Consider the following 26,564-nt stretch of genomic DNA (forward strand, 5'->3'; position numbering starts at 1 on the left):
CAACATGAAGCGGCAAAGGCGCGATTGTCCGCGAAGCAACCGGAACAGGTCACGCACTAATTTGCTGATAACATGAACGTCCGAGCGTAAAACAACCGAGACCGTGATGAGCCAACCCTGGAGCCCTGACAGCTGGCGCGCCCTGCCGATCCAGCAACAACCCCTTTACCCCGACGCCGCGCATTTGCGTCATGTCGAGCAGACCCTGGCCAGCTACCCGCCGCTGGTGTTTGCCGGTGAAGCCCGGGAGTTGCGCCGTCAGTTCGCTGAAGTCACCCAGGGCCGCGCGTTTCTGTTGCAGGGTGGCGATTGCGCCGAAAGCTTCGCCGAGTTCTCGGCCGCAAAAATTCGCGACACCTTTAAAGTCCTGCTGCAGATGGCGATTGTCATGACCTTCGCCGCGGGTTGCCCGGTGGTCAAGGTCGGGCGCATGGCCGGCCAGTTCGCCAAGCCTCGCTCGGCCAACGATGAAACCATCGACGGTGTAACCCTCCCCGCCTACCGTGGCGACATCGTCAACGGCATCGGTTTCGATGAAAAAAGCCGCGTGCCGGACCCGGAGCGCTTGCTCCAGTCCTACCACCAGTCCACCGCAACCCTGAACCTGCTGCGCGCTTTCGCCCAAGGCGGTTTTGCCGACCTGCATCAGGTGCACAAATGGAACTTGGACTTCATCGCCAACTCGGCGCTGGCTGAAAAATACAGCCACTTGGCCGATCGCATCGATGAAACCCTGGCCTTCATGCGCGCTTGCGGCATGGACAGTTCGCCACAACTGCGCGAAACCAGTTTCTTCACGGCCCACGAAGCGCTGCTGCTGAATTACGAAGAAGCCTTCGTGCGCCGCGACAGCCTGACCAACGATTACTACGATTGCTCAGCGCACATGCTGTGGATCGGTGACCGCACCCGTCAACTCGACGGCGCCCACGTCGAATTCCTGCGTGGCGTGAATAATCCGATCGGGGTAAAGGTCGGCCCGAGCATGAACCCCGAAGACCTGATTCGCCTGATCGACGTGCTGAACCCGGACAACGACCCAGGCCGCTTGAATTTGATCGCACGCATGGGCGCGAACAAGGTTGGCGATCACTTGCCGGCGTTGATCCGCGCGGTGCAGCGTGAAGGCAAGCAGGTGCTCTGGAGCTCGGACCCGATGCACGGCAACACCATCAAGGCCAGCAGCGGTTACAAGACCCGCGACTTTGCGCAGATCCTCGGTGAGGTGAAGCAGTTCTTCCAGGTTCACGAAGCGGAAGGCAGTTACGCCGGCGGTATCCATATCGAGATGACCGGGCAGAACGTGACCGAGTGCATTGGTGGTGCCCGACCAATCACTGAAGACGGGTTGTCGGACCGTTACCACACCCATTGCGATCCGCGGATGAATGCCGATCAGTCGCTGGAATTGGCGTTCCTGATTGCCGAGACGCTGAAGCAAGTTCGGCGCTGAATCGCGTCGCGCCATTCGCGGGCAACGGCCTCGCGCCTACAGGATTGCGTTGAATCAGTAGGAGCGAGGCTTGCCCGCGGAGGCGCCCGCTCAGACACCCTGAATCTGTGCCAACGCCACCCGCAAGCGCGCGCCACTCGCCCGCGGGCAATTGAGCTGAACCTGCTCAAGCCCCAGCCAATCCGCCATTTGCCGCAGATTGCCCGCCAACGCCAGCATCCCCACCTCGTCCAGCCCTGGCTCCTCTTCATGCACGGCATGCACCGCCAGCCGGCCCAACGCTCGTTCGGCACGCAGATCAACCCGCGCGGCAATCCGTTCATTGTGTAAAAACGGCAGTACGTAATAGCCGTAGACCCGTTTGTCCTGGGGCGTGTAAATCTCCAGTCGATAACGGAAATCGAACAACCGCTCGGTGCGGCTGCGCTCCCAGATCAACGAGTCAAAAGGTGATAGCAAGGCACTGGACTCGACCTTGCGCGGCACTTTCGGCTCGGGCAAGCAGTAGGCCGGTTGACGCCAGCCCTGAACCTCGCAGGCCAGTAATTCACCCGTCTCTATCAGTTCAGCCAGACGCGGCCGGCTGTCTGCCGGGTTCAGGCGAAAATAATCGCGCAGGTCCTTTTCCGTGCCAACACCTAATGCCGTCGCCGCATGCAGCAACAGCCCGCGCTGGGCCTCGGCCTCACTGAGCAAAGGCTGTTGCAGAACCGCTGAAGGAATCACCCGCTCCGGCAAATCATACAACCGCTCGAATCCGCGGCGACCGGCGACCGTGACTTCACCGGCGGCGAACAGCCATTCCAGCGCATGTTTTTCTGCGCTCCAGTCCCACCATGGCCCGGCCCGCTCCTGACGGGTCGACAGACTTCCAGCCCCCAGAGCGCCAAGTGCCTGCACCGAGGCCAGCACTCGGCGAATCGTGTCCTGCTGCTCGCGACCGAAACGCGCCAGTTGCTGGTAGATGTCTTCGCCACGCGTTGCACGCTGCATGCGCCAGCGCATCAAGGGGTACATCGACATAGGCAGCAACGAAGCTTCATGGCCCCAATACTCGAATAACGTGCGACGTCGGCCCTGACTCCAGGCAGCCTGATCGAGCAAATCGGGGGAGTAATTTCCGAGGCGGGAAAACAAGGGAAGGTAGTGCGAACGCACCAACGCATTGACCGAATCGATCTGCAGAATGCCCAGCCGTTCGATCAGCCGGTTGAGCTGAACCGGTTTGATCGCCGCTGGCGGTTGCCGCCCGTTGAACCCTTGGGCGGCCAGCGCCAGACGTCGAGCCTGTTTGTTGGAAAAGGACAGCGTTGCGGGCATGAATACCTCCGTGTCTGCTCGCAACCTACCTCACCAGAGAGGGGTTTGTGTAGCGATGGCCTCATCATTTATGCATCGGATCATCCCAGAACGGCCTGACCGATTCATGTTCGACATCGGCACGACTCACGCCAATGTCCTTCAGTGCTTCGTCGCTCAAACTTGCCAGCAGCTCACGTTCACGGTGAAGTTCGTACCAGCGACTAAACTTGTGCAGCAGATCGGATACCGCGTGGATTGAGAATTTTTCTTCCGTTACATGCTCGTTATGACCTTTCATCTTGTTGCCCTCCTTTAGGGATGGCTCAAGTCTCGCCTCAGCGCTAAGATCAATCCAACGAATGTTTCTGATGGTAACCATCTCGGAGATTGATGGATGTCGGCGTACCCAAGTATCGATACTGACGTGCTACGCACCTTTGTCGCCATTGCCGACCAGGGTGGTTTTACCCGTGCCGGAGAAATGGTCAACCGCACGCAGTCAGCGGTGAGCATGCAGATGAAGCGTCTGGAAGAAGACGTGTTGCAGCGCCAGCTGTTCGAACGTGATGGACGCCAGGTCAAGTTGACTGCCGAGGGCCAGGTATTGCTGGGTTACGCGCGGCGCATCCTCAAACTCCACAGCGAAGTTTTCAACACCCTGCGCGAGCCGCACATGGTCGGCACCGTGCGCATCGGCACGCCCGACGATTACGTCATGCGTTTCCTGCCGGGGATCCTGTCGCGTTTCGCCAAGTTTTACCCGTTGATCCAGATCGAGGTTCACTGCGAATCAACCAAACAACTGTTGCAACGCCAGGACCTGGACTTGTCCATCGTCACCCGCGAGCCCGGTACTGAAATCGGCCAGTTGCTGCGCAAGGAGCGTTTCGTCTGGGCCGAAGCTCAATGCTTCAACGCCCACGAGCAGACGCCATTGCCCCTGGCGATGTTCAACAGTGATTGTTTCTGCAGGCTGTGGGCGTGTAATGCGCTGGACGCCATGGGGCGCGATTACCGCATCGCCTACAACAGTTCGAGCCTGTCGGCGTTAATGGCCGTGGTCAGTGCGGGCCTCGCGGTAACTGCGCAACTGGAAAGCCTGATCACGCCGGACATGCGCATCCTGGGAGAAGCCGAAGACCTGCCGCTGTTGCCGGAAGCCTGCATCATGCTGGTGCGCAATCTGCACAACCCGTCCCCGATCACCGAGTGCCTGGCCGAGCACATCGTCGAAGGCTTCAAACTTTAAACGCGAGCATCACCGCGCACAGCACCAGGAACCCGCAGAACAACCCGCGCAATAGCCGCTCCGGCATGGCGTGGGCGATCTTCACGCCCCAGCTGATGCTCATCAACCCGCCGACAGCCAACGGCAACCCGATCATCCAGTCCACCTGGTGATGCACGGCGTAAGTCACCAGTGTGACGCCGGTGCTGGGCAGAGCCAGGGCCAGCGACAAGCCTTGGGCCACCACCTGAGAGGTGCCGAACAGGCTGGTCAGCACCGGCGTCGCCACCACCGCACCGCCAACCCCGAACAACCCGCCCATGGTGCCGGATGCCGCGCCCAGCACGCCCAACCATGGCCAGGAATAACGCATTTGTGCAGAGGCCGGTGCGTTGGCGGTGAACATGCGTACCAGGTTGTAGGTCGACAGGGCAATCAGAAACGCAACAAACCCCACGCGCATGGTTTGCGCGTCAATGCCTACCGCCCAGATCGACCCGATCCAGGCGAAGCAGAAGCCCATTGCGGCCAATGGCAGTGCATGGCGCATTTCGATGCGGTTGCGCTGGTGATAGCGCCACAACGCCAGCATCACGTTGGGCACCACCATGACCAACGCCGTGCCCTGGGCAATTTGCTGATCGAGACCGAACAGCACGCCTAGTAGCGGAATCGCGATCAAACCACCGCCAATGCCGAATAGCCCACCGAGAGTTCCCAGGGCGGCGCCGAAGACCAGATACATCACAAACTCAATCACAGGCGATTTTCCTTTTATCAGGCCATTCATCCTACGCAGTCGGCGCTGGCGGGGAAACGCACAGCAACGCACAATGGCTGTGCCAACTTCGCACAAGCGCTGACACACCATGAACCCGAATCAATTGACCGATCAACTCGGCCTGTTCCTTGATGTGCTGGAAACCGGGAGCTTTTCCGCGGCCTCCCGGCGACATCCGCTGACGCCTTCGGCGGTGGCGCGACGTATCGACAGCCTGGAAAACGCAGTCGGCAGCCAGTTGTTCATTCGCAGCACCCACGCGGTGCGTGCTACTCCTGCTGGCCTGGCGTTCGCCGAGCGGGCGCGACGGATTGTGGCGGAACTGCGCCTGGCCCGCGCCGAAGCCGTATCCCTGAGCAGTGCGCCGGAGGGCTTGATCCGCATCGATGCGCCAGCGGCGTTCGGCCGACGGCACTTGGCGCCGGTGATTGCCGACTTCCTGATGCTCTATCCGGGCCTCGACGTGCAATTGCATTTGATCGACAGTTTTGTCGACATGCAGGGGCTGAACCTGGGGAAGGTGGATCTGGTGCTGCGCGCAGGTCAAATGGCCGACACCCGTCTGGTGGCCACGCCGCTGGCAAGTATGGTGCGCATTGCCTGTGCCAGCCCGCAATACCTGAAACGCCGCGGCGTCCCGACCGAACCGGCGCAGTTGATCGAACATGACGGCCTTGACTGGGACGGCCTGGCCCCACCCTTTGCCTGGCGCTTTGAGCGCGACGGGCACCTGCACCTGCATCGCCCGGCGCGCATCCGCATGAGTGCCAACAATGCCGAAGCACTGGTCTGTGGGGCGTTGGCGGGGCTGGGCATCGCGCATTTGCCGACCTGGCTGGCCAGCGAGTACCTTTTGCGTGGCGAGTTGCTGCCGCTGTTTTGTGAAAACGGCTTGCCTCCACCGGAGACCACCGGCATCTATGCATTACGTCTTGAGCAACAACCCAACTCCCGAAGCCGCTTATTGCTGGAGTATCTGAAAACCCGCTTCAGCCCGATTCCGCCGTGGGACCTGGCACTGCAAAACACCCTGGACCGGCATTAGTCTAGAATTGTCTGGTGCATTAAAGATTCGCCCGCTAGATTCATGACGATCACTGATCAAGGCTTTGAAATGACCACCGAACGCACCACCCCGGATAACTGCGACCCGCTGCTGCTGGATAATCAGGCTTGTTTCGCCCTGCATTCCACCTCGCTGCTGATGACCAAGGTCTACAAGCCGCTGTTGCAAGCGCTGGGGCTGACCTATCCGCAGTATCTGGCGATGATGGTGTTGTGGGAGCGGGACGGGCTGACCGTAGGCGAAATCAGCACGCGACTGCTGACAGACCCCGGCTCACTGACCCCCTTGCTCAAACGCCTGGAGGTCGAAGGATTGCTCAGTCGCACCCGCAGCCGAGAGGATGAACGGGTGGTGATCGTCGAGCTGACCGAACAGGGCCGTGCGTTACGCGACAAGGCGCGCAGCATTCCCCAGTGCATCCTCGGTGCAAGCGGAATGACGCTTGAGAGATTGCAAAAACTGCAAGCGGAGCTGCAAGAGCTGCGTAGCAATCTGCAAGACAGCCTTTAATCCCTCAATCCCCCCAAATCCCTGTGGGAGCGAGCCTGCTCGCGATTGCAGTGTGTCATTGAGCATTGATACTGACTGACACTCCGTCATCGCGAGCAGGCTCACTCCCACATTTGTTTTTGTGGTGTCCCAGTTGATCGGGTTGCTTCCTTCGAAAAAATCTTCCGCTAAAAAATCCTGCCGCGACCGCTCTAACTCAGCACATCCAATCCGCGCCCCCCTTCAAGCCAAAACTTTTTCAAAAAATTATCTTGCGCGCTAACTATTAGCGCGATACATTCATCTCGCACTTACTTAGCGCGCAAACATTTAGCGCAAATAAATCAAATCTGAACGAGGCTCACACCATGCAAACTCTCTACACCGCAATCGCAACCTCCACTGGCGGCCGTGACGGTCGTGCGGTTTCCAGTGACAACATCCTCGACGTCAAACTCGCCACCCCGAAAGAGCTCGGTGGTGCCGGCGGCGCAGCGACCAACCCTGAGCAATTGTTCGCCGCCGGCTACTCCGCCTGCTTCATCGGCGCGCTGAAATTCGTCGCCAGCCAGACCAAACGCAGCATCCCGAACGACGCGTCGATCACCGCCCATGTCGGCATCGGCCAGATCCCTGGTGGTTTCGGCCTGGACATCGACCTGCACATCAGCCTGCCAGGTCTTGAACAAGCCGACGCGCAAAGCCTGGTCGAGGCGGCTCACCAAGTCTGCCCGTACTCGAACGCGACCCGTGGCAACGTCGATGTGCGCCTGCACGTCACCGTCTAACCGCCGACTACCAGGCCCGAACAGGAAATGAACATGAACACTTTCAGCAAAGTCTTGACCGGCACCCTTCTCGCTATGTCCATCAGCAACGCCTTTGCGGGCGATGGGGTTGAACACAACACCCAGGCGTTCCTCGACGTTCTGAATGCCGGCACCGGCAAACCGATGGAACAACTCACCCCCAAAGAAGCCCGTGCGGTGCTGGTGGGTGCGCAAGCCTCGGTGAAACCGACACTGCCAAAAGCCGATGTCAGCGAGAAGACCATCCAGGTCGACGGCCAACCGCTCAGCCTGACCATCGTCCGGCCGGCCGGTGTCAAGGGCGAGCTGCCAGTGTTCATGTTCTTTCACGGCGGCGGATGGGTGCTGGGAGATTTCCCGACCCACGAACGTCTGGTTCGCGACCTGGTGACAGGGTCGGGTGCAGCAGCGGTGTTCGTCAATTACACCCCGTCCCCGGAAGCGCATTATCCGGTGGCGATCAACCAGGCCTACGCCGCGACCAAATGGGTGGCCGAGCACGGTAAAGAGATCAACGTCGACGGCAAACGCCTAGCCGTGGCCGGCAACAGCGTCGGTGGCAACATGGCGGCCGTGGTTGCACTGATGGCCAAAGACAAGGGCACGCCAGCGATCAAGTTCCAGGTGCTGCTGTGGCCGGTGACCGATGCCAGCTTCGAAACCGCGTCCTACAACCAGTTTGCCGAGGGTCACTTCCTCACCAAAAACATGATGAAGTGGTTCTGGGACAACTACACCACCGACGCCAAACAACGTAACGAGATCTACGCCTCGCCGCTGCGGGCCACCACCGCGCAACTGAAGGGCTTACCGCCTGCGCTGGTGCAGACAGCCGGTGCCGACGTGTTGCGCGATGAAGGTGAAGCCTATGCCCGCAAACTCGACGAGGCGGGTGTGCCGGTCACATCGGTTCGTTACAACGGGATGATTCACGACTACGGCTTGCTTAACGTAGTGAGCCAGGTGCCGGCGGTACGTTCGGCGATGCTGCAAGCGTCCGAAGAACTCAAGCAACACCTGAAATAACACCGCCCCCTGTAGGAGCGAGGCTTGCCCGCGAAAGCGTCGTGTCAGTCGACATCGATGTTGAATGACACGACGCTTTCGCGGGCAAGCCTCGCTCCTACAGGGGCGGGTGTTTCAGACAAGCACAAAAAAGCCCGACTCAATGGTCGGGCTTTTTCATTCCTGAAGCTGTGCTTATTTAGCACGGCCTTTGTAGGAACCGCCTTCGCGGGTATCGATCTCGATCATGTCGCCGATTTCGATGAAGTCAGCAACCGACAGCTCGGTACCGTTCTTCAGTTTGGCAGGCTTCATTACCTTGCCGGAAGTGTCACCGCGAGCGGAACCTTCGGTGTAGTCAACCTGACGCACGATAGTGGTTGGCAGTTCTACGGAAACCAGACGCTCTTCGAAGAAGATCGCTTCGCAAACATCGGTCATGCCTTCTTCAACGAAAGGCAGAACGGCTTCGATGTCTTCAGCGTTCAGCTCGTACATGGTGTAGTCAGTGGTGTCCATGAACGTGTAGGTGTCGCCGCTGATGAAGGACAGGGTCGCTTCTTTGCGGTCGAGGATTACGTCGTCCAGTTTGTCGTCAGCGCTGTAAACGATCTCGGTCTTGTAACCGGTCAGCAGGTTTTTCAGCTTGGTCTTCATGATCGCGCTGTTACGACCGGATTTGGTGAATTCAGCTTTCTGAACCAGCCAAGGATCGTTTTCGAGACGGATCACGGTACCGGGTTTCAGTTCTTTACCAGTTTTCATTGCGAATATCCGAATTTGGATGGGATTTACAAAAATCTAGGCCGCGTATCATATCCAATTTACATAAAACTGTACCAGCGCCGCGGCAAGATCGGCCTGCAAGGCCTGTTCCAGACACCACGTCTCGGCGTGTTTTTGCAGCTCCGGCCAGTGTTTACGGGTCGCAAGCCAGTGGTCGGACATATCATGACCCGCATTCCACGCACGCCAAAGACCGCTGATCGCCTCGCCGGCAGGCTCGGACAGGCCTTTCGTGTACAGCGTCAGGAAGGCGTCGAGCTTGTCCAGGTGGATGTCTTCGTCCTGCTGATAGATGTGCCAGAGCAGCGGCCGCCCTGCCCATTGCGCGCGGACAAAGGAATCTTCACCGCGCACGGCGTTGAAATCGCAACACCAAAGCACGTGATCGTATTGATCCTGTCGGACGAACGGCAGGATTTGTACGGTCAATTGATCTCGCACATGCAGCGCACCGGCGGCCAATCCGTCGACGCCCAGCCAACGTTCGACATCCCCGAGAATCCGGCCTTCGGGCACCAACAGATGCGTGGGTGTCGAATCGACGGCCATCACGTCCAGCCAACTGGCCAAGCCGCTATTTTCGTAGGCAAATAGCGAGATCAGTTGGGCATTGGGCGCGCGATCAATCCCAAGGCCTTGCAGGAATGCTCGCTGCGCCTCGGGGTCTTGCTGAAACTGCCTGCGACGTTCAAGCAAACCGCTTTCACGCAGCAACCCGCCCGTGCCTTTCTGAAACCCCGGAAAGAAGAAGTACTTCTGCACATTCTTGTACTTCACCGACGGCAAACCGTGACAACCGATCACCCAGTCTTCGGCGCTCAGGTAGTCGAGGTTCATCCACAGCGGCGGCTTTTCCCGCGAAGCCATGGCGTCCATGTAAGGGCCCGGCAACTGGCAGGCGAACGCGGCGATCACCACATCAGCGGCTTCAGCGGGTTGCCATTCGGTGGGCCACTGACGCACCTCCACACCCTGCTGCCATTGCTGCGTGGCGCTGATGTCGATTTCAGGACAGATACGTTCAAAGGCCCGCAGGTCATCGACCCACAACCGCACCGCCACGGCATGCTCGGCCACCAACTGTCGGGCCAGGCGCCAGGTCACGCCGATGTCGCCAAAGTTGTCGACCACGGTGCAAAAAATATCCCAGCGCCAGCGGTTTTTCACTTGAGGCATTTCAGGCATTCCAGGCTCCCGTTGGCAAAGGCGCCGATTGTCCGCATAAATTACCTCACGCAGAAGAGCCGACGGCGATTAATCTTCGTGCGACAATCGCCATTTGCCCGCGACCACCCGCCAGGAGGCAGCCATGCCCTACCGTCCCGCCCCGCGCCGCCCGTTGCCGATTCAGCTCAATGCGCTGCAATTGACCGGCAGTATTGCCCTCGGTCTATGGCTTGGATTCCTCGCAATTGCGCTGACCTGCTGGCTCGCCTCGCGCCTGCTGTTCAGCGAGCAACTCGCGCCGGTCGCAGCCGCTGTAGAGCAACTGGCCAAGCCGCCAGTGGTAGTGCAGCCGGTGCCGGACATCCCGGCGCAAAGCCCGCTGTTCGAACAGTACGAAGAGAACCTGCGCAAGAACGAGCAGCAGCAACGCATGGATCAGGCCCGCAGCAGCGGTCGCAACCTGTCCAATCCGAAATGCCAGTTCTGGCTGCAACAGGACCAGACCGCGCCGAGCGAAAAAAGCCGCGCCAATGTCCTGCAATTCTGCGACTGATCATGAATAAGCAAACCGTCCACCAACTGATTCTCGGCAAGCTGCGGATTGATCTCGACATCGCCGAACGTGCCGCGCAAACCGCTTACGAAACCGCGACCCACGAAGAAAACATCGCTGAAAACAAGTACGACACGTTGGGGTTGGAAGCGTCTTATCTGGCGGCCGGACAAGCCAGGCGTGTCGAAGAAATCAGGCAGTCACTCGTGCTTTGCCAAAACGTGACCTTGCGCCCGTATGACCCACAACGCGGGATCGAAGTGGGCGCCCTGCTCGGCCTGGAAGACGAAAAGGGTCGTGAGCAGTGGCTGTTTCTGGCGCCTGACGCGGCGGGTCTGAAGGTCGATATGGTCGGACAGATGATCACCGTCATCACCCCTCGCTCACCGCTGGGTAAAAGCCTGCTGGGCAAGTTCGAAGGGGACGAGGTAGAGATTCTGGTGGCGGGCGCTCGGCAACAGTTTGCTGTTACCGAGGTGATTTAAAAGGGATCAGTGGACCGGCAGTTCGACGCCGTCGAACAGCTCTTCCAACTCCTGCTTGTTGTGGCACTGAATGGCCTTGGCCATGACTTCGCGGGTCAGGTGCGGCGCGAACTTCTCGATGAAGTCGCACATGAAACCACGCAGGAAGGTGCCACGGCGGAAACCGATTTTAGTGATGCTGGATTCGAACAGGTCGCTGGCATCGAGCATGACCAGATCGCTGTCGAGTTTGGCATCGACTGCCATTTTTGCCACGATGCCCACGCCCAGGCCCAGACGAACATAAGTCTTGATCACGTCGGCGTCGGCCGCGGTGAACACCACTTTCGGCGTCAGGCCGCGATGGCTGAAGGCTTCATCGAGTTTCGAACGGCCGGTAAAACCGAACACGTAAGTCACGATCGGGTATTCGGCCAAGGCTTCGAGAGTCAGCTTGGACACCTTGGTCAGCGGGTGGCCCTGAGGCACGACCACGCAGCGGTTCCAGCGGTAGCACGGCATCATCACCAGGTCGCCGAACAGCTCCAGGGCTTCGGTGGCAATGGCGAAATCCACGGTGCCGTCAGCGGCCATTTCAGCGATTTGCATCGGCGAACCCTGGTGCATGTGCAGGGCAACGTCCGGGTACTGCTTGATGAAATTGCTGATCACCGGCGGCAAGGCATAACGTGCCTGAGTGTGCGTAGTGGCGATCGACAGGGTGCCTTTCTTCTCGTTGGAGAATTCCTGGGCGATCTGCTTGATGCTTTCAACCTTGCGCAGGATCTCGCCGGCGGTGGTGATGATGCGCTCGCCGGCTGGGGTGACGCGGGTCAGGTGCTTGCCGCTGCGGGCAAAAACCTCGACGCCCAGTTCGTCTTCCAGCAGACGGATCTGCTTGCTGATGCCCGGTTGCGAGGTGTAAAGGCTTTGGGCCGTAGCGGAAACGTTGAGGTCGTGGTGCGCCACTTCCCAGATGTAGCGCAGTTGTTGAAGCTTCATATGAATCCCTCAAAGCAAGGTAGACGCCACGGGCATCAGCGACGATATATAACTATATTAATGGTTCGAAGAATAAATCTAGAACTTTTTTGTCAAATTGCCACTATCTGTTGTTCTAGCGATCCCCTTGGCGGCGACGTTCAACCAGCGGCACCAGGTAAACCGGCACCCGAGACAGTTGCAATACCCGCGCAGCGGTCCGGCCCAGAGGTGTTTCCGCACCTGCACCATGGCTATGACTACCTACGATCAACAAATCCACGGAGAGTTTCTGCGCCTGGTCGAGAATCACCTGTGACGGGTCACCCTGCAGCACCCGCACCGCTTTGATCCGCTCCAGATCCTGCTCCCCTTCATCCCCCAACTCCTCTCGAAAGCTGTCGAGCACCCGCTGCTCGATATTGGCGATCACCGTATTCAAGCCCTGACTGTGAAACTCGTTCAAGGCCTGCTCATCGAGGTAACTCTGCAGCACCGATTCGGCAAACAACCCCATGGGTTCAACGGCGTGCACCACATACAAATCAGCATTGAATGTCCGCGCCAGCGCCAAGGCATGCTGCATCACCAACGGTGCGTACAGCCCGAGGTCCGTGGCATACAGCATCGAATGAATCATATGACCTCCTCGCGTGCCAACATGGCGGAGATTTGATTCAGCTTAGCAGTGCCTTGGCGAGTGCGACGTGCGGCGTAACGTGTTGAACGGCGGGCTTAAACTTTTTGCTCGTTGCTGATGCCGTGGGGCACGTGGCCGGTGGCGACCACTTCGCGGGCCAGTTCACAATGTCCGGCCTGGTCGTCGAAAAACACATCGGCGGCGAACGCTTCGAGAAACGCCGACTTGGTCAGCCCACCAAGAAACAGCGACTCGTCCAGACGAATGTCCCACTCGCGCAAGGTACGAATCACCCGCTCATGGGCTGGCGCCGACCGCGCCGTCACCAGGGCGGTGCGGATCGGACAGGCGTCATCGGGAAACTCGCGTTGCAACAGATTGAGGGCGGCGAGGAAGCCTTTGAACGGACCTCCGCGCAAAGGCTCGCGGGCCGATTCGCGTTCGCTGGCCTGGAACGCTTCCAGGCCGCCAGACTGATAGATCCGCTCGGACTCGTCGGAAAACAGCACGGCATCACCGTCGAAGGCGATGCGCAACTCATCGCTGGCTGCACGGCTGGCACCGCCCGACAGAATGGTTGCTGCAGCGAATCCGGCATCCAGCGCGCTGCGCACGTCTTCGGCGTGGGTGGAGAGAAACAGGTCGCAGCCAAAGGCCTTGAGGTACGGATAAGGACTGCGTCCGCCAACGAACGCCGCGCGGGAAATCGCCAGGCCATAATGATTAATCGAGTTGAATACGCGCAGGCCGGTGTCGGCGCTGTTGCGCGATACCAGGATCACCTCGACCCGGGCCCGACCGAGGCTGGCGTTCAGATTGAGCAGTTTCTCCACCAACGGAAACGCATCCCCGGGCGCGAGGATTTCGTCTTCGTGCTCGATCTGATATTGCCGGTAGGCTTCGACGCCGCTCGACTCATAAACCTTGTGGCTTTCGTCCAGGTCGAATAGCGCTCGCGACGAGATCGCCAGCACCAGTTTGTCGTCGATAGTCTTTGCCATGCCCTTCCCCCTCAGGTTGATCGACTTACGTGTTGCGTCGATCGATAAAACTCAAGCCGCGATACAAGGCCTCGATTCGCGGCAATTCGCAACCCGCCGCCTTGGCCGCCGCCAGAGGTCGCGCGTAAATTGCCTGCAGTTCCAGCGGTCGTTTGTGCAGAAAATCGTGGTACATGCTTGGCCAATAGTCGGGCATTTTCTCGGTCACCTTGAACAAATGCTCGGCATACCCGGCCGGTATGTCGTGACCACAAGCGATTGCCCCCTGAACCACTTCGGCCATCAGCGCCTGGATCAGTTCCCGGCTGTCGGCATCGGCCATCAACGACGTGGTGCTGGCCCCAAGCAGAACCGACAGGCCGTTGTAAGGGATATTCCAGACCAGCTTTTGCCAGCGTGCCTGGTGCAGATTCGGCATGGCCTGAGAGTCGATGCCGGCCGCGCGGAACAGTCCGGCGCCCTCCTCGACAATCGTCATTCGCGCCTGCTCATCGGCTGCGGGACCGCTGTGGTAGCCAACGTTCACCGCGCCGAGCGCTTGATGGGTTACGACGCCAGGCCCTTCGCGATGGACGCAGATAAAACACAGCCCGCCGAGCAGGTGCAGGGAATCGGGAAGTAACTCACGCAAGCTGTCTTCGACGTCCAGGCCATTTTGCAACAGCAGGACGTTGGCATTCGGCGCGGCGGCCTGGATGATGGCGGGCGCGAGGTCCGCGTTGCTGGTGGTTTTTGCGCCGACCAGCAACCAGTCACAAGCGGGCATGTCCTCAGCAGACGAATAGGCCTGGACCGGGTTCAGCGTCAATGCGCCATGCACCGCACTGTCAACGTGCAGCCCGCGTTCGGCGACCGCTGCAAACTCACTGCGCAACAAGAAGTGCACATCGAACCCGGCACGCGCCAGCATCACCCCGTAGAACCCGCCGATCGCGCCGGTTCCGATAATCCCGATTGTCGGTTTGGCAACTGCCCCCATCATGGCAACTCCTCTGCATGTCGACTGAACGCCTGGCGCACGGCTTCATTGAGCCCGGTGCTGGTCAGGCGCGACTGTACTGCCCCGAAAAACTCGCCGTCGCGCACTACAAACAGCGCCGGCAAATGAAAAACCTGATAACGCTCGACCAGCCCGCCATTGTCTCCGGCATCGATCCAGCACAGCCGGTCGATCGCCAGATCGAGTCCTGGCAATTGCTCGCGGGCAAAACGGCAACTGGCGCAGCCGACACTGGTGAAAATCACCAGCGACACACCGCTCATCGCCAGCAGCCGTTGGTCGGCGTCGAAATCGGTCAGTTGCAATTCGACCACTATACTGGGGGAAACAATGTCAAATGGCCGACACAGGGAGTTTGTGTTCATGGGACGTTTTTTACCTCACCCTGACGATGTGCCCGTCGAGTTAACGTTGCTCAAGCATGAGTGCATTTCGCGGCAACGGCTGCACACTATCAGCCTCGGCGGCATGGCTTGCAATTACCACCGCGCCTGGCGCCACGGTACGGCGCTGGAAGTGCGCATGCCTACGTTGAATCCCGATTTGCGCTATCTGGGTTATGTGGCCTGGTGCCTGCGACGCAAACGCGGTTACCTGGTGGGCATTGCCTTCGTCGACGAACAGATGCTGTTCAGTGCGCGAATGGGCGAGCAGGTTTGCCAGATCGAACGTTATTGCCGCCTGCGTGACGCACACGATGACCTGCAGGATATTCAGGCCCTGGCCCTCGACTGGGTCCAGCAGCATGCCGACGAGTTCTCTCACGACACGGTTCGCAAGGCATTTGCACAGCCTGCGCTGGGTTAGGCAACGCTCTCAATTAGTGAGAATGCCCCTAAAACCAGCGTCTGCCCATTGTCGAGCAGGCGCGTAACGCGCTAAGGTTCGGCTCCCCGACGCGCTTAATTTGCTGTGCTCCGCCGCGCGGGTTCGCTGGCGGCCGGCACCCGTGACCTGACGAGTAAACGATGGCTGATTTACCGATCAACGACCTAAACGTCGCTTCCAACGAGACCCTGATCACTCCCGATCAGCTAAAGCGTGACATCCCTCTGAGCGACGCTGCCCTGCGCACTGTCACCAAGGGCCGTGAAGTCATTCGCAATATTCTTGATGGTACCGACCACCGCCTGTTTGTTGTCATCGGGCCTTGCTCGATCCACGACATCAAGGCTGCCCACGAATACGCCGAGCGCCTGAAGGCGCTTGCGGCTGAAGTGTCCGATACCCTGTATCTGGTCATGCGCGTGTATTTCGAGAAGCCACGCACCACCGTCGGCTGGAAAGGCTTGATCAACGACCCGTACCTGGACGACTCGTTCAAGATTCAGGACGGTCTGCACATCGGTCGTCAATTGTTGCTGGACCTGGCCGAAATGGGCCTGCCGACCGCAACTGAAGCCCTCGACCCGATCTCCCCGCAATATTTGCAGGACCTGATCAGCTGGTCGGCCATCGGCGCGCGCACCACCGAATCCCAGACTCACCGTGAAATGGCCTCCGGCCTGTCCTCGGCAGTCGGCTTCAAGAACGGCACCGACGGCGGCCTGACGGTCGCTATCAACGCCCTGCAATCAGTTTCCAGCCCTCACCGCTTCCTGGGTATCAACCAGGAAGGTGGCGTGTCGATCGTCACCACCAAGGGCAACGCCTACGGCCACGTGGTCCTGCGCGGTGGCAACGGCAAGCCGAACTATGATTCGGTCAGCGTCGCGCTCTGCGAGCAAGCGTTGAACAAGGCGAAGATCAAGCCGAACATCATGGTCGATTGCAGCCACGCCAACTCCAACAAGGACCCGGCCCTGCAACCGCTGGTGATGGAGAACGTCGCCAACCAGATCCTCGAAGGCAACCAGTCGATCATCGGCCTGATGGTCGAAAGTCATCTGAACTGGGGCTGCCAGGCTATTCCGAAAGACCTCGCCGACCTGCAATACGGCGTGTCGATCACTGATGCCTGCATCGATTGGTCCGCTACCGAAAATACCTTGCGCAGCATGCACGCCAAGCTCAAGGATGTGCTGCCCAAACGCGCTCGCACCTGATCACGTTTCGCCGCACACAAAAACGCCGGGCTAAACCCGGCGTTTTTTTGTGTTCGTATTTTAAGGTTACTGGCTCAGCTTGGCGGCATGCCGCTGGTGACGCTCCATGTAGCGCTCGACGTAAGAGCACGATGGAATGACGGTGTAACCCATTTCCTCAGCGTACTCCAACGCCTTCTCGGTCAAGGCTGCCGCAATGCCGCGACCACGCAGCGCGTTGGGCACAAAGGTGCGATAGATATCCAGGGTCTGTTTCCCCAGATCCATATAGGTCAGGTAGGCACGATGACCGTCCACACTGGTCTCGAACTGATGACCAGCCTGGTCATGGTGGATGGACAACGCCTCGCTCATCACTACTCCTCGCGGGTCTTGAATTCTGACCCCTACCTTACCGATGTTTTTCCGGCGAAGGAACATCTACGCCACCTCGTGCCTGAATGGACACCGAGAAGAACGGCACCGATCTCGCACAACCGAGCACGTATCAAATAGTAGGCACCATTGGCAGAAATGCTCAAGGTACGCTCGTCATCGCGCTCAGTGGCGGGTGCTGCTCCGGGTGACGCAGGGACGGCTCGACCGGAGATATCTGCGGGTCGATAGCCTGAACATTGCCGGATGTTGAGACTTAAGACGAACGCGCGCTCTTAAAGTCACCATCAAGATGGATAAAGATTATGAGAGCCACGGCGCAAAATCCGAACAAAAGTATGGACGAATCCATATAGACAGACTTTAGCCAAGAATGAGAAAAACAGCGGTGAGTGCACGGAACTTTTTTAGGCGGCTCGCTCATCTCGGGCCTCCTGGCTGGATATTTTTTAAACAACGCAGTTAAAAGTTGCTCGAAAAAGAATCAACGCCTACAATTTTTTTTGCTTCTTGCTACACGTCAGTTTACTTACTAGAAGTAATGGGTAGTATGTACGCCGGCTATTTCCTCACTCTGAGGAGACAGCTACTTAATAGAAAGTCCTTGAAGGGGAACACGATGAACAACGTTCTGAAATTCTCTGCTCTGGCTCTGGCCGCAGTTCTGGCTACCGGTTGCAGCAGCGTATCGAAAGAAACCGAAGCACGTCTGACTGCTACTGAAGACGCAGCAGCTCGCTCCCAGGCTCGTGCAGACGAAGCTTACCGTAAAGCTGATGAAGCTCTGGCTGCTGCTCAAAAAGCACAACAGACTGCTGACGAAGCTAACGAGCGTGCTCTGCGCATGCTGGACAAAGCTAGCCGCAAGTAATAATCCTTCGGGGTTGTTATCAAGCCGACCCATTTTTGGGTCGGCTTTTTTTTGCCCGGTGTTTCCTGCCGGCCATAAAAAACCCGCCGACGCGGCCTGCGTCGGCGGGTTCTTTTCAAGTCTTACTGCAGCGGATCGATCGGCGCACTCGTCACCATCGACGTAGAAGCGTTCGGCACTGCGATTTCAACCGGCAAGCCATCTTCAGCGGCAACCACGTCACGCACCACATCCCAATTCATGCGCAGGTTATTGGTGATGTCCTCGCGCTTGAGCATCGCGTTGATCACCGCGGTGTGCTTGTCGACCACCGACGGGTTGCCGTTGTCGTCCAGCGGGGTGTGCGCTTCCAGATACACCTTGCCCCCACTGACGCCAAACTTGTAAGGGTCGTTGATGATGCGCACCGATGTCCCGACCGGCACCATGCCCGCCATTTCGAGCACGTTGTTGTTGAACATGCGGAAGCAGCCGTGGCTGGTGCGCATACCGATGCCGAACTTTTTGTTAGACCCGTGGATCAGGTAGCCCGGCGTGCCCAAGGTGAATTTGAACGGCCCCAGTGGATTGTCCGGGCCTGCCGGCACGACGTTCGGCAGCGGATCGCCATCAGCGGCGTGCTCGGCCTTGATCGACGCTGGAGGGGTCCAGGTCGGATTCGGCGTCTTGGCGATGATGCTGGTATGGGCAATCGGCGAGCCCCAGCCTTCGCGGCCGATACCCAGCGGGAAGGTGTACACCACGTTCCGGCCTTTCGGGAAGTAGTAGAGGCGGTACTCGGCCAGGTTGATGACGATGCCTTCGCGCGGACCCGGTGGCAGGATGAAACGCGTCGGCAGGACGATCTCGGTGCCAGCGCCCGGCAACCATGCATCGACGCCAGGGTTGGCCGCGACCATTTCCGAATAGCCCAGATCGTAAGTGGTGCCGAGGTCGGCGAAGGTGTCTTCGTACTTGGCCTTGATCACTTGTACCTGACCGATGATGTCTTCACCGGGCGGTGGCAGGGGCAGCTCCAATGCGGCTACGGGGCCCGCCACACAGAGGGCGGCAAGAGACAGGCAGCGGGTGACGGCAGGAAAACGCGGCAACATCCGGAAAATCCTTCGCATGATCGACAAGGGTATAAAAACGCGATTGTACACTGGCATCTGGAAAATCGGGGAGTTGACCGATAGCAAGCAATCTATCGGTTTCTAAAGTTCGAAACGCAGTTCCGGCCAGATCGGCGAGGTGCCGCGCTTCTGCGATTCGAGAATGGCCCGGCAAAGCGAACACAGGCGCTGGTCCTGGAACACCCGGCGGTCGACACTCGACCAGCGCGGTTGCGCGGGCAGCAGACTGCCGCACAAGGTTCGATCGGCCGAGCCGCCCAGCTCCAGCTGACGGGTCACCAGATGCACCCGCACTTCCTGGCAGGCGAACAGATCCAGCTGTTCGTCAGGCTCGATCAGTTGGTAGGCAAAAAGGGACCAGGCAGGACGCGGCATCGGAGGCTCCAAATCGGGGGCGCCACCTTAGCCGAAACACCGCCGCTAGAAAAGCGTCAAAGCAGCGGTTTCAGTGTCGGCCAGACATTTTCCAGCAACTTGTCCTGAGCGCCCGCAGCCGGGTGCAATCCGTCGGCCTGCATCAAGTCCGGATGACCGCCCACGCCGTCGAGAAAAAACGGTACCAGCGGGATGTTTTTCTCTTCGGCCAGTGCGCTGTAGACCTTCGCAAAAGCCCCGGTATAACGAACTCCGTAGTTGGGTGGCAACTGCATGCCGAGCAAAAGCACCTTGGCGCCACTGTCTCTGGAGCTGTCGATCATCGACGCAAGGTTTTGTTGCAAATTAGCTGGGGGCATTCCGCGCAGGCCATCGTTGCCGCCCAATTCGAGGATCACCAGCTCAGGCTTATGCTCTGCAAGCAGCGCAGGCAGGCGCGCCTGGCCTCCGGCACTGGTGTCGCCGCTGATGGAGGCATTGACCACCTTATCGTCGAAACCTTCGCGCTTGAGCCGTTGCTCAAGCAGCGACACCCACCCCAAGCGGGTATCCAGGCCGAAACCGGCGCTGATACTATCGCCAACGATCAGGACAGTACCCGCCGCTGCGTTCTGGGCCATGCACATCAAGGCCAGGCCAGCACTCAAAAACCACACACGCATCGGATTCTCCATGGGCGCAAGCATTCTCACCGCGAAGAACCTCAGCAAAGTGGTTCCCAGCGCGGAAGGTGAACTGACTATCCTGCACGAACTCAGCCTGGAACTGAACAAGGGCGACAGCCTGGCCATCGTTGGCGCCTCCGGTTCCGGCAAATCCACTCTCCTGGGCCTGCTCGCCGGCCTCGATCTGCCGAGCAGCGGTGAAGTCACCCTCGCCGGCCAGAGCCTGAGTAATCTCGATGAAGACCAGCGGGCGCGCATTCGGGCCGAGCATGTGGGTTTTGTGTTTCAGTCATTTCAACTGCTGGACAGCCTGAACGCACTGGAAAACGTCATGCTGCCGCTGGAGCTCGACGGACGCAAAGATGCCCGCGAACGTGCCACTCAATTGCTCCAGCGCGTTGGCCTGGGCCAGCGTCTGACCCACTCACCCCGCCAGCTCTCCGGCGGCGAGCAGCAGCGCGTTGCGATTGCCCGTGCGTTTGCCGCAGAACCCGATGTGCTGTTCGCCGATGAGCCAACCGGTAACCTCGACAGCCACACCGGGGAGCGCATCAGCGACTTGCTGTTCGAACTCAACCAGGAACGCGGCACGACCCTGGTGCTGGTGACCCACGACGAACGCCTGGCACATCGCTGCCGGCGCCTGATCCGCCTTGAAGCCGGCCTGCTGGTCGCCCCTCTGGAGCCTTGATGGCACGCCTGCCGCTGTTGCGCCTGTTCAGCCTTGCCATCCGCCAACTCCTGCGCGACGCCCGCGCCGGTGAGTTGCGCGTGTTGTTCTTCGCCCTGGTGGTTGCCGTGGCGGCGAGTACCGCCATCGGTTACTTCGGTGCCCGCCTGAACGGCGCCATGATGTTGCGCGCCACCGAATTTCTCGGCGCCGACCTGTTGCTTGAAGGCAGTTCTCCCGCGCGTCCGGAACAGATCAAAAGTGGCACGGAACTGGGACTCGAACACGCTCAAGTAGTCGAGTTCTCCAGTGTCATCGCCACCGACAACGGCATCCAGCTGTCCAGCATCAAGGCCGCCGACGACGTTTATCCGCTGCGCGGCGAACTGAAAAGCGCCCCGGCGCCCTTCGCCCCGGAAGAAGCCGGTGGCGGCCCCAAACCCGGCGAAGCCTGGGTCGAAGCGCGACTGCTGACCGCGCTCGACCTGAAGATCGGCGACAGCATCGATGTCGGTCTGCGCACTCTGAAACTGGCCCGCGTCCTGACTTACGAACCGGACCGTGCCGGCAACTTCTACAGCCTCACGCCACGGGTGCTGATCAACCTCAGCGACCTCGCCGCAACCGGCGTGGTGCAACCCGGCAGCCGGGTCAGTTACCGCGAACTCTGGCGCGGTAAAGCCGAGGCACTGGAAACCTACCGTCAACTGATCAAACCCGGCCTGGCTGCCAACCAGCGCATCCAGGATGCTCGCGACGGCAATCGACAGATCGGCGGCGCGCTGGGCAAGGCCGAGCGTTACCTGAACATGGCCAGCCTGGTGGCGGTTCTGCTGTCCGGCGTGGCGGTGGCGCTGTCGGCAACACGCTTCGCCACTCGCCGATTCGACGCCAGTGCCTTGCTGCGTTGCCTGGGTCTGTCGCGTCGGGAAACCATGGTGTTGTTCAGTTTGCAGCTGACGGTACTTGGCCTGCTCGCCAGCCTCGGCGGCGCGCTCCTCGGCTGGCTTGCACAGCTTGGATTGTTCGCGTTGCTGCATGATTTGTTGCCAACCGACGTACCTCCGGGCGGTCTGTTTCCTGCCATCGCCGGGATCGGCACCGGGCTGGTAGCCTTGGCCGGTTTTGCCCTGCCGCCACTGGCTGCTCTCGGTCGAGTTCCGCCGCTGCGGGTGCTGCGTCGAGACATGCTGCCAATTCCTTCCAGCACCTGGATGGTCTATGGCGCTGCGCTGGGCGCCCTCGGCCTGATCATGTGGCGCCTGAGCCTCGACCTGGTGCTGACCTTCGCCCTGCTCGGCGGCGGCGTGATCGCGGCGGTCATACTCGGCGGGTTGCTGTTGCTGCTACTCAAAAGCTTGCGTCGGATGCTGGCACGCGCTTCATTGCCCTGGCGCCTCGGGCTAGGTCAACTGCTGCGTCATCCGCTGGCGGCTGCGGGACAAGCCTTGGCCTTCGGTTTGATCCTGTTGTCCATGGCGCTGATCGCTTTGCTGCGTGGCGAGTTACTGGACACCTGGCAGAACCAGTTACCGAAAAACGCACCGAACTATTTCGCCCTGAACATCCTGCCCGCCGACAAACAGGCCTTCACCGATCGACTGATCGAGCTGTCAGCCCAATCGGCGCCGCTGTACCCGGTGGTGCCGGGACGACTGATCAGCATCAACGGCGAGCCGGTACAGGAAATCGTCAGCAAGGATTCGGCGGGTGACCGGGCTATCCAGCGCGACCTGAGCCTGACCTGGGCCGCGGACCTTCCGGCGGGCAACAAGCTCACAGCGGGGAACTGGTGGAGCGAACAGCCAGCCGATGACGTTCCTGGCGTGTCGGTGGAAGGCAAGGTCGCCGAAAGCCTGAAGCTCAAGCTTGGCGATCACATGGTTTTTACCGTCGGCGGAGCCAATCGCGAAGCGAAAGTCACCAGTCTGCGGGAGATCAACTGGGACAACTTCCAGCCGAACTTTTTCATGATCTTCCAGCCTGGCACGTTGAAGGATTTGCCGGCGACCTACCTGACCAGTTTCTATCTGGCGGCGGGTCACGACCAGCAGATTGTCGACCTGTCCAGGGCCTTCCCGGCGGTCACCATCCTGCAAGTCGAAGCCTTGCTGGAGCAGCTGCGCAGCATCCTCGCCCAAGTCACCTTGGCCGTGGAATACGTGCTGCTGTTTGTATTGGCGGCGGGGATGGCGGTGTTGTTCTCGGGCTTGCAGGCGACCCTCGATGAGCGCATTCGCCAAGGCGCGCTGCTGCGAGCACTGGGGGCCGAACGGCAATTGCTGGTCAAGGCGCGGCGGATCGAGTTCGGTTTGCTCGGCGCGGTCAGTGGCCTGTTGGCGGCGTTGGGGTCAGAACTGGTGAGCCTGGTGCTTTATCGCTACGCCTTCGACCTGCCGTGGCATCCACATCCGTGGCTGTTGGTGTTGCCGTTGATTGGCGCAGTGTTGATCGGCGGCGCCGGTGTATTCGGTACCCGTCGCGCGTTGAACGCCAGCCCCCTGACAGTGTTGCGCGAGGGTTGATAGACTCAAGACTCTCCCCTCACAAGAAGTTGCCATGAGCCGTTATCGCCCTCCCCGCCCCGCAGGCACCGCGCTGATCACCCCGGAAGGTGAAGCGCGAATGCGGGCCGAGTTTCATGAGCTCTGGCATGTCCGTCGGCCTCAGGTGACGCAATCGGTCAGCGAGGCAGCGGCACAGGGCGATCGTTCGGAAAACGCCGAGTACACCTACGGCAAAAAGATGCTGCGCGAAATCGACAGTCGCGTGCGCTTTCTCACTAAGCGTCTCGAAGCACTGAAGGTTGTCAGCGAGAAGCCAAGCGACCCGAACAAGGTCTACTTCGGCGCCTGGGTCACCATCGAAGATGAAGACGGCAAAGAGTCACGCTATCGTATTGTCGGGCCGGATGAGCTGGACTTGAAACTGGGCCTGATCAGCATCGACTCGCCGCTCGCCCGCGCGTTGATCGGCAAGGCGCTGGACGCCGAGGTTCGGGTCCAGACACCCACCGGTGAACAGTGCGTGTATATCGTGGCGATCGAGTATCTCTAAAGCTTCAGCGGCGCGTGATCAAACCTTGCCGGGCAACCCGGGTCAGCTGCCTGATCACCTCTGGTGCCTCTTCGACGCTGGGCGATTGAATCACCGCCAGATCAAAACTGTCGCTGGCAAACCGCGCCAGTGATTCACCGTCTTCGACAAACTGGATCAGGAACGCGGCAGGGCCGCCGGTACGACGTGGCCAGCCATCGAGATAACGCAGGAGCGTCGGCTGATGTTTTCCGCCAAGCAGGATTTTGGGGTTGCGCTGGGTGAGGTGTGCCGTGATCGGCGCGGGGCGTACAACGGGGCTTAGTGCATTCATTGGGTCGTGTCTCTGCCTCAAAAGTCTGCATGGCAGGTGAGAGGCAACACCGAACCAGCGCTTTAGCGGTATTTCGAAGCCTGTTACTAGCTTCTATCGGCAACTGGATGAGTTACCTGGCGCCCCGCAAGTAGCTGTTTAAATCGGCGCATGAGCAGCATCCTAGAGAAGCTGACCGGACAGTGTCAAGAATGACGCGCAACAAAAAGGCCCGCGCAATGCGGGCCTTTTCGTTGAGCCAGAGCGGTCAGTCAGCGATCGCGCGGTCTACCGACAGTTTGCCGGCACCCTCGATCAGTACCGCGATGCTGCCGCCGAGCAAGGCCAGGGCGAATTCATAACCGTTGTTGGTCATGAACAGGCCGTGGCTGATGTGCACGGTAAAAATGGCGACCAGCGAAAGGATGGTCAGCCCCAGTGCTGCCGGACGTACCAGCAGACCTATGATCAGGGCCAGACCGCCGAAGAACTCGGTACCACCGGACAGGATCGCCATCAGGTGACCCGGTGCCAGACCCAGACTTTCCATGTACTGCGCGGTGCCGGCTATGCCGTAGCCACCGAACATGCCGAAGAGTTTCTGCGCACCGTGAGCAGCAAAGATGATGCCGACGAAGATTCGCAGAACGGTCAAGCCGTAGCCAGCGCGGGTAAACAGTACCTTGTTGATCAGTGTGCTCATGCTGTGTCATCCATAGTGATTGTGTGTTGGTTGGCCGTCATACTAATCGATAAAACAAATGTTAAAAGCGCAATATTTGCGACATAACAATCAGTTTAGCCGATCATTTCCGTGAGGCAACTTTCTGCCCCTGGGGCTCCAACGATTCCCTCTCACGATCGAACGCCAGGTAATACTTGTTCACGCTATTAACATAGCTGACGGCACCCATTCCCACCTGCTCCATTGCAATGCGCTCGACCTGGAAGAACCACTGATTGGGATTCAGGCCTCGGCGTCGGGCTTCGGCGCGCATGCCCTGCACCCGTTCCGGCCCCATGTTGTAAGCCGCCAGCACAAACGCCATGCGCTCGCGCTCGTTGAGTTTGGGGCTTGCGAAGAACTTGCGTCGGATCATCGCCAGGTACTTGGCCCCGGCCTGCACATTGGCGTCGAGGTTCTGAATGTTGTTGACCCCGACGCGCTGGGCGGCGGACGGGGTGATCTGCATCAGGCCGGTGGGGCCGCTGCCGCTTCGGGCGTTGGGTTGCAGGGCAGACTCCTTAAAAGCCAATGCTGCCAGGTTCAGCCAGTCCATGCCCTGGGCATCCGCGTGCTTTTGCAGCACCGGACGAAGTTTTTCCAGGCGCTGCCGATCAGCCTTGGCCAATGGATAGTGCACTTGATACAGACGTCGATAGATGCGCAGGAACGCCGCATCCTGGTCCGACGGCTTCTTGTAGGTCGTCAGGAAGCGATCGATGCTCGCGCGCAGCATCGAAGCGTCGCGTCGCACGAACCAGAACTCTTCACCCGGATCGCTGATCGACACCTGCTTATCGAGACGTAGTTTGGGCAGGATCTTGCCCCAGCGCTCGGCAATCGGCTGCTCGACGATGGTCAGGTGAAAGATCCCGCCCTGGACCATTTCCAGAACGTCTTCGACCGCCAGACTGGGGTCGACCCATTCGATTTTCATCGGTGCCAGCTTGTGCAGCGCCAGCTTTGAATTGATCTGACTGACCGCATCCCCGGCCGCGCTGCCGGTGGGCAGCGCCAGGGTCTTACCCGAGAGTTGTTCGACGCGGGTGTAACGGCGCTCACCCTTGATGCCCACCAGCACCAACGGGATGTTGCTGGCAATCGGTTCACTGCTGCTGACCGCATGGCCCGGTTGCAAATCGAGCAGTTCCCCCGGCGCCACCAGGTCGCCCTCCCCGCGTTGCAAGGCACCGAGCAGTTGGTCCTTGCCTTTGGGAATGATCTTGAGGGTTATTTCCTGCCCGTCACGGGCGTGACCGTTGAGGTATTGCTCGAAGGCGCGCAGGCGGTGGTATTCGACGCCGATGGCCTGGCCCTGGACTTCACCGGAACTGTTTCGGCTCTGGTTGACCAGCACCCGCAGCACACGACTGCTGCGAATCTCCGCCAGGTCACGGACCTTGGCCGCCGGCACGGCTTGCAGCGGGCCGGCCAGACGCGCAACCGCCGGCATCGGCAGCAGCAACGAACAGCACAGCAGTAGCAACATCGAGGGACGTGTCATCCACTCTCCGGAAAGAATACTGGGCCGACCTCATGAATTTTCATGAAATCGAACGACAGAAACAGAGCGCCTTGAGCGCTGACAAAGTGCAAAAGACTGGCACAGTGATGGCACCCTGGCCACCCCTGCGTGTCTCGCGGCATCAA

Annotated in this window: 31 protein-coding genes; 14 read left to right on the top strand and 17 right to left on the bottom strand. The window is 59.6% G+C overall.

Going from position 1 to position 26,564, the window contains the following annotated elements; translation table 11 throughout:
* The first annotated feature begins 106 nt into the window (after positions 1–106).
* Entirely contained in the window at positions 107–1,453 is a 1,347-nt protein-coding gene (locus BLU63_RS00910; protein ID WP_083374701.1) for a class II 3-deoxy-7-phosphoheptulonate synthase, read from the top strand.
* Between the two features lie 90 nt (positions 1,454–1,543).
* On the opposite strand, the gene BLU63_RS00915 is transcribed toward BLU63_RS00910, so the two are convergent.
* Both BLU63_RS00915 and BLU63_RS00920 read right to left on the bottom strand, forming a co-directional pair.
* On the bottom strand, positions 1,544–2,773 hold the full coding sequence (locus BLU63_RS00915; protein WP_083374702.1) for a winged helix-turn-helix domain-containing protein: 1,230 nt from the start codon (positions 2,771–2,773) through the stop codon (positions 1,544–1,546).
* Positions 2,774–2,837: 64 nt separating this feature from the next.
* Complete coding sequence (locus BLU63_RS00920; RefSeq protein WP_010461302.1) at positions 2,838–3,053, bottom strand: DUF1127 domain-containing protein; 216 nt, start codon at positions 3,051–3,053, stop codon at positions 2,838–2,840.
* Between the two features lie 96 nt (positions 3,054–3,149).
* Between BLU63_RS00920 and BLU63_RS00925 the strand changes: the two genes are divergently transcribed.
* Positions 3,150–4,004: a LysR substrate-binding domain-containing protein gene (locus BLU63_RS00925; protein WP_010461304.1), complete on the top strand. Its 855-nt coding sequence runs from the start codon at positions 3,150–3,152 to the stop codon at positions 4,002–4,004.
* Here the strand turns inward: BLU63_RS00925 and BLU63_RS00930 are convergent.
* Positions 3,994–4,728: a sulfite exporter TauE/SafE family protein gene (locus tag BLU63_RS00930; RefSeq protein WP_042932884.1), complete on the bottom strand. Its 735-nt coding sequence runs from the start codon at positions 4,726–4,728 to the stop codon at positions 3,994–3,996. The genes BLU63_RS00925 and BLU63_RS00930 overlap by 11 nt on opposite strands.
* A 124-nt stretch (positions 4,729–4,852) precedes the next feature.
* Between BLU63_RS00930 and BLU63_RS00935 the strand changes: the two genes are divergently transcribed.
* The 4 genes from BLU63_RS00935 to BLU63_RS00950 all read left to right on the top strand — a co-directional run bounded on the left by BLU63_RS00935 (position 4,853) and on the right by BLU63_RS00950 (position 8,154).
* The gene (locus BLU63_RS00935; RefSeq protein ID WP_083374703.1) at positions 4,853–5,809 is read left to right on the top strand and encodes a LysR family transcriptional regulator; all 957 of its coding nucleotides are present in this window, start codon (positions 4,853–4,855) and stop codon (positions 5,807–5,809) included.
* A gap of 69 nt (positions 5,810–5,878) precedes the next feature.
* Positions 5,879–6,340: a MarR family winged helix-turn-helix transcriptional regulator gene (locus BLU63_RS00940; protein WP_042932887.1), complete on the top strand. Its 462-nt coding sequence runs from the start codon at positions 5,879–5,881 to the stop codon at positions 6,338–6,340.
* 347 nt (positions 6,341–6,687) lie between these two features.
* Positions 6,688–7,107, top strand: coding sequence for an organic hydroperoxide resistance protein (locus BLU63_RS00945; RefSeq protein WP_010461312.1), 420 nt, complete (start codon positions 6,688–6,690; stop codon positions 7,105–7,107).
* A 33-nt stretch (positions 7,108–7,140) separates the two neighbouring features.
* Positions 7,141–8,154 carry an alpha/beta hydrolase gene (locus BLU63_RS00950; RefSeq protein ID WP_083374704.1) on the top strand — a complete coding sequence of 338 codons (1,014 nt, stop codon included), beginning with the start codon at positions 7,141–7,143 and terminating at the stop codon, positions 8,152–8,154.
* Positions 8,155–8,328: 174 nt separating this feature from the next.
* Here the strand turns inward: BLU63_RS00950 and BLU63_RS00955 are convergent, their stop codons facing one another.
* Complete coding sequence (locus tag BLU63_RS00955) at positions 8,329–8,898, bottom strand: elongation factor P (protein WP_007943632.1); 570 nt, start codon at positions 8,896–8,898, stop codon at positions 8,329–8,331.
* Between the two features lie 48 nt (positions 8,899–8,946).
* Positions 8,947–10,104, bottom strand: a complete 1,158-nt coding sequence (gene earP, locus BLU63_RS00960; protein WP_083374705.1) for an elongation factor P maturation arginine rhamnosyltransferase EarP — start codon at positions 10,102–10,104, stop codon at positions 8,947–8,949.
* Between the two features lie 124 nt (positions 10,105–10,228).
* Between earP and BLU63_RS00965 the strand changes: the two genes are divergently transcribed.
* Positions 10,229–10,639, top strand: coding sequence for a hypothetical protein (locus BLU63_RS00965; protein WP_010461324.1), 411 nt, complete (start codon positions 10,229–10,231; stop codon positions 10,637–10,639).
* 2 nt (positions 10,640–10,641) lie between these two features.
* On the top strand, positions 10,642–11,124 hold the full coding sequence (locus BLU63_RS00970) for a GreA/GreB family elongation factor (RefSeq protein WP_083374706.1): 483 nt from the start codon (positions 10,642–10,644) through the stop codon (positions 11,122–11,124).
* A gap of 6 nt (positions 11,125–11,130) precedes the next feature.
* Here BLU63_RS00970 and cysB read toward each other — a convergent pair whose 3' ends face one another.
* The 5 genes from cysB to BLU63_RS00995 all read right to left on the bottom strand — a co-directional run bounded on the left by cysB (position 11,131) and on the right by BLU63_RS00995 (position 15,090).
* A complete protein-coding gene (gene cysB, locus BLU63_RS00975) occupies positions 11,131–12,105 on the bottom strand; it encodes an HTH-type transcriptional regulator CysB (protein ID WP_010461327.1) in 975 nt (324 codons plus the stop codon).
* 115 nt (positions 12,106–12,220) lie between these two features.
* Positions 12,221–12,724, bottom strand: coding sequence for a universal stress protein (locus BLU63_RS00980; protein WP_010461329.1), 504 nt, complete (start codon positions 12,722–12,724; stop codon positions 12,221–12,223).
* A gap of 95 nt (positions 12,725–12,819) precedes the next feature.
* On the bottom strand, positions 12,820–13,725 hold the full coding sequence (locus BLU63_RS00985) for a 5'-nucleotidase (RefSeq protein ID WP_010461331.1): 906 nt from the start codon (positions 13,723–13,725) through the stop codon (positions 12,820–12,822).
* Between the two features lie 25 nt (positions 13,726–13,750).
* Positions 13,751–14,707 carry a putative 2-dehydropantoate 2-reductase gene (locus BLU63_RS00990; RefSeq protein WP_083374707.1) on the bottom strand — a complete coding sequence of 319 codons (957 nt, stop codon included), beginning with the start codon at positions 14,705–14,707 and terminating at the stop codon, positions 13,751–13,753.
* On the bottom strand, positions 14,704–15,090 hold the full coding sequence (locus tag BLU63_RS00995) for a YbbN family protein (RefSeq protein ID WP_083374708.1): 387 nt from the start codon (positions 15,088–15,090) through the stop codon (positions 14,704–14,706). The genes BLU63_RS00990 and BLU63_RS00995 overlap by 4 nt, the downstream gene beginning before the upstream one ends.
* Here BLU63_RS00995 and BLU63_RS01000 point away from each other — a divergent pair.
* Together BLU63_RS01000 and BLU63_RS01005 are read left to right on the top strand one after the other, a co-directional pair.
* Positions 15,089–15,532, top strand: coding sequence for a PilZ domain-containing protein (locus tag BLU63_RS01000; protein ID WP_010461337.1), 444 nt, complete (start codon positions 15,089–15,091; stop codon positions 15,530–15,532). The genes BLU63_RS00995 and BLU63_RS01000 overlap by 2 nt on opposite strands.
* A gap of 161 nt (positions 15,533–15,693) precedes the next feature.
* Positions 15,694–16,770, top strand: a complete 1,077-nt coding sequence (locus BLU63_RS01005) for a 3-deoxy-7-phosphoheptulonate synthase (protein ID WP_010461339.1) — start codon at positions 15,694–15,696, stop codon at positions 16,768–16,770.
* Positions 16,771–16,836: 66 nt separating this feature from the next.
* Here the strand turns inward: BLU63_RS01005 and BLU63_RS01010 are convergent, their stop codons facing one another.
* Positions 16,837–17,124 (bottom strand): GNAT family N-acetyltransferase, encoded by a 288-nt coding sequence (locus BLU63_RS01010; protein ID WP_010461341.1) that lies wholly within the window; start codon positions 17,122–17,124, stop codon positions 16,837–16,839.
* Positions 17,125–17,764: 640 nt separating this feature from the next.
* Between BLU63_RS01010 and oprI the strand changes: the two genes are divergently transcribed.
* Positions 17,765–18,016, top strand: coding sequence for an outer membrane lipoprotei OprI (gene oprI / locus BLU63_RS01015; RefSeq protein WP_002553018.1), 252 nt, complete (start codon positions 17,765–17,767; stop codon positions 18,014–18,016).
* Between the two features lie 122 nt (positions 18,017–18,138).
* On the opposite strand, the gene BLU63_RS01020 is transcribed toward oprI, so the two are convergent.
* The 3 genes from BLU63_RS01020 to BLU63_RS01030 all read right to left on the bottom strand — a co-directional run bounded on the left by BLU63_RS01020 (position 18,139) and on the right by BLU63_RS01030 (position 20,168).
* Positions 18,139–19,110 carry a L,D-transpeptidase family protein gene (locus BLU63_RS01020; protein WP_010461344.1) on the bottom strand — a complete coding sequence of 324 codons (972 nt, stop codon included), beginning with the start codon at positions 19,108–19,110 and terminating at the stop codon, positions 18,139–18,141.
* Between the two features lie 102 nt (positions 19,111–19,212).
* Positions 19,213–19,506, bottom strand: coding sequence for a hypothetical protein (locus BLU63_RS01025; RefSeq protein ID WP_003226812.1), 294 nt, complete (start codon positions 19,504–19,506; stop codon positions 19,213–19,215).
* Positions 19,507–19,562: 56 nt separating this feature from the next.
* Complete coding sequence (locus BLU63_RS01030; RefSeq protein WP_083374709.1) at positions 19,563–20,168, bottom strand: arylesterase; 606 nt, start codon at positions 20,166–20,168, stop codon at positions 19,563–19,565.
* Between the two features lie 10 nt (positions 20,169–20,178).
* Between BLU63_RS01030 and BLU63_RS01035 the strand changes: the two genes are divergently transcribed.
* The 3 genes from BLU63_RS01035 to greB are packed head-to-tail and all read left to right on the top strand — an operon-like array spanning position 20,179 to position 23,898.
* Positions 20,179–20,862, top strand: a complete 684-nt coding sequence (locus BLU63_RS01035; RefSeq protein WP_010461353.1) for an ABC transporter ATP-binding protein — start codon at positions 20,179–20,181, stop codon at positions 20,860–20,862.
* Positions 20,862–23,366 carry an ABC transporter permease gene (locus tag BLU63_RS01040; RefSeq protein ID WP_077747920.1) on the top strand — a complete coding sequence of 835 codons (2,505 nt, stop codon included), beginning with the start codon at positions 20,862–20,864 and terminating at the stop codon, positions 23,364–23,366. The genes BLU63_RS01035 and BLU63_RS01040 overlap by 1 nt, the downstream gene beginning before the upstream one ends.
* A 34-nt stretch (positions 23,367–23,400) precedes the next feature.
* The gene (greB, locus tag BLU63_RS01045; protein ID WP_007943614.1) at positions 23,401–23,898 is read left to right on the top strand and encodes a transcription elongation factor GreB; all 498 of its coding nucleotides are present in this window, start codon (positions 23,401–23,403) and stop codon (positions 23,896–23,898) included.
* 4 nt (positions 23,899–23,902) lie between these two features.
* On the opposite strand, the gene BLU63_RS01050 is transcribed toward greB, so the two are convergent.
* From BLU63_RS01050 to BLU63_RS01060, 3 genes are all read right to left on the bottom strand, one after another.
* Entirely contained in the window at positions 23,903–24,211 is a 309-nt protein-coding gene (locus tag BLU63_RS01050) for a hypothetical protein (RefSeq protein WP_010461613.1), read from the bottom strand.
* Between the two features lie 247 nt (positions 24,212–24,458).
* Positions 24,459–24,893: a DoxX family protein gene (locus BLU63_RS01055; RefSeq protein WP_077747921.1), complete on the bottom strand. Its 435-nt coding sequence runs from the start codon at positions 24,891–24,893 to the stop codon at positions 24,459–24,461.
* Between the two features lie 103 nt (positions 24,894–24,996).
* Entirely contained in the window at positions 24,997–26,418 is a 1,422-nt protein-coding gene (locus tag BLU63_RS01060; RefSeq protein WP_077747922.1) for an MltF family protein, read from the bottom strand.
* Between the last annotated feature and the right edge of the window lie 146 nt (positions 26,419–26,564).

This window comes from Pseudomonas mandelii (assembly GCF_900106065.1).
In the GTDB taxonomy this organism is placed as follows: Bacteria; Pseudomonadota; Gammaproteobacteria; order Pseudomonadales; family Pseudomonadaceae; genus Aquipseudomonas; species Aquipseudomonas mandelii.

Excerpts from the sequence above, each read along its gene's own strand:
- BLU63_RS00990 (WP_083374707.1), bottom strand. The coding sequence starts at position 14,707 with ATGATGGGGGCAGTTGCCAAACCGACAATCGGGATTATCGGAACCGGC.
- BLU63_RS00995 (WP_083374708.1), bottom strand. The coding sequence starts at position 15,090 with ATGAACACAAACTCCCTGTGTCGGCCATTTGACATTGTTTCCCCCAGT.
- BLU63_RS01020 (WP_010461344.1), bottom strand. The coding sequence starts at position 19,110 with ATGTTGCCGCGTTTTCCTGCCGTCACCCGCTGCCTGTCTCTTGCCGCC.
- BLU63_RS00915 (WP_083374702.1), bottom strand. The coding sequence starts at position 2,773 with ATGCCCGCAACGCTGTCCTTTTCCAACAAACAGGCTCGACGTCTGGCG.
- BLU63_RS01050 (WP_010461613.1), bottom strand. The coding sequence starts at position 24,211 with ATGAATGCACTAAGCCCCGTTGTACGCCCCGCGCCGATCACGGCACAC.
- BLU63_RS00970 (WP_083374706.1), top strand. The coding sequence starts at position 10,642 with ATGAATAAGCAAACCGTCCACCAACTGATTCTCGGCAAGCTGCGGATT.
- BLU63_RS00945 (WP_010461312.1), top strand. The coding sequence starts at position 6,688 with ATGCAAACTCTCTACACCGCAATCGCAACCTCCACTGGCGGCCGTGAC.
- BLU63_RS00985 (WP_010461331.1), bottom strand. The coding sequence starts at position 13,725 with ATGGCAAAGACTATCGACGACAAACTGGTGCTGGCGATCTCGTCGCGA.
- BLU63_RS00950 (WP_083374704.1), top strand. The coding sequence starts at position 7,141 with ATGAACACTTTCAGCAAAGTCTTGACCGGCACCCTTCTCGCTATGTCC.
- BLU63_RS01000 (WP_010461337.1), top strand. The coding sequence starts at position 15,089 with ATGGGACGTTTTTTACCTCACCCTGACGATGTGCCCGTCGAGTTAACG.
- BLU63_RS00940 (WP_042932887.1), top strand. The coding sequence starts at position 5,879 with ATGACCACCGAACGCACCACCCCGGATAACTGCGACCCGCTGCTGCTG.
- BLU63_RS01010 (WP_010461341.1), bottom strand. The coding sequence starts at position 17,124 with ATGAGCGAGGCGTTGTCCATCCACCATGACCAGGCTGGTCATCAGTTC.
- BLU63_RS00925 (WP_010461304.1), top strand. The coding sequence starts at position 3,150 with ATGTCGGCGTACCCAAGTATCGATACTGACGTGCTACGCACCTTTGTC.
- BLU63_RS01005 (WP_010461339.1), top strand. The coding sequence starts at position 15,694 with ATGGCTGATTTACCGATCAACGACCTAAACGTCGCTTCCAACGAGACC.
- BLU63_RS01030 (WP_083374709.1), bottom strand. The coding sequence starts at position 20,168 with ATGCGTGTGTGGTTTTTGAGTGCTGGCCTGGCCTTGATGTGCATGGCC.
- BLU63_RS01060 (WP_077747922.1), bottom strand. The coding sequence starts at position 26,418 with ATGACACGTCCCTCGATGTTGCTACTGCTGTGCTGTTCGTTGCTGCTG.
- BLU63_RS00920 (WP_010461302.1), bottom strand. The coding sequence starts at position 3,053 with ATGAAAGGTCATAACGAGCATGTAACGGAAGAAAAATTCTCAATCCAC.
- BLU63_RS01055 (WP_077747921.1), bottom strand. The coding sequence starts at position 24,893 with ATGAGCACACTGATCAACAAGGTACTGTTTACCCGCGCTGGCTACGGC.
- cysB (WP_010461327.1), bottom strand. The coding sequence starts at position 12,105 with ATGAAGCTTCAACAACTGCGCTACATCTGGGAAGTGGCGCACCACGAC.
- BLU63_RS00910 (WP_083374701.1), top strand. The coding sequence starts at position 107 with ATGAGCCAACCCTGGAGCCCTGACAGCTGGCGCGCCCTGCCGATCCAG.
- BLU63_RS01040 (WP_077747920.1), top strand. The coding sequence starts at position 20,862 with ATGGCACGCCTGCCGCTGTTGCGCCTGTTCAGCCTTGCCATCCGCCAA.
- earP (WP_083374705.1), bottom strand. The coding sequence starts at position 10,104 with ATGCCTGAAATGCCTCAAGTGAAAAACCGCTGGCGCTGGGATATTTTT.
- BLU63_RS00930 (WP_042932884.1), bottom strand. The coding sequence starts at position 4,728 with ATGTATCTGGTCTTCGGCGCCGCCCTGGGAACTCTCGGTGGGCTATTC.
- BLU63_RS00980 (WP_010461329.1), bottom strand. The coding sequence starts at position 12,724 with ATGATTCATTCGATGCTGTATGCCACGGACCTCGGGCTGTACGCACCG.
- BLU63_RS01025 (WP_003226812.1), bottom strand. The coding sequence starts at position 19,506 with ATGCCGCGTCCTGCCTGGTCCCTTTTTGCCTACCAACTGATCGAGCCT.
- oprI (WP_002553018.1), top strand. The coding sequence starts at position 17,765 with ATGAACAACGTTCTGAAATTCTCTGCTCTGGCTCTGGCCGCAGTTCTG.
- greB (WP_007943614.1), top strand. The coding sequence starts at position 23,401 with ATGAGCCGTTATCGCCCTCCCCGCCCCGCAGGCACCGCGCTGATCACC.
- BLU63_RS01035 (WP_010461353.1), top strand. The coding sequence starts at position 20,179 with ATGGGCGCAAGCATTCTCACCGCGAAGAACCTCAGCAAAGTGGTTCCC.
- BLU63_RS00965 (WP_010461324.1), top strand. The coding sequence starts at position 10,229 with ATGCCCTACCGTCCCGCCCCGCGCCGCCCGTTGCCGATTCAGCTCAAT.
- BLU63_RS00955 (WP_007943632.1), bottom strand. The coding sequence starts at position 8,898 with ATGAAAACTGGTAAAGAACTGAAACCCGGTACCGTGATCCGTCTCGAA.
- BLU63_RS00935 (WP_083374703.1), top strand. The coding sequence starts at position 4,853 with ATGAACCCGAATCAATTGACCGATCAACTCGGCCTGTTCCTTGATGTG.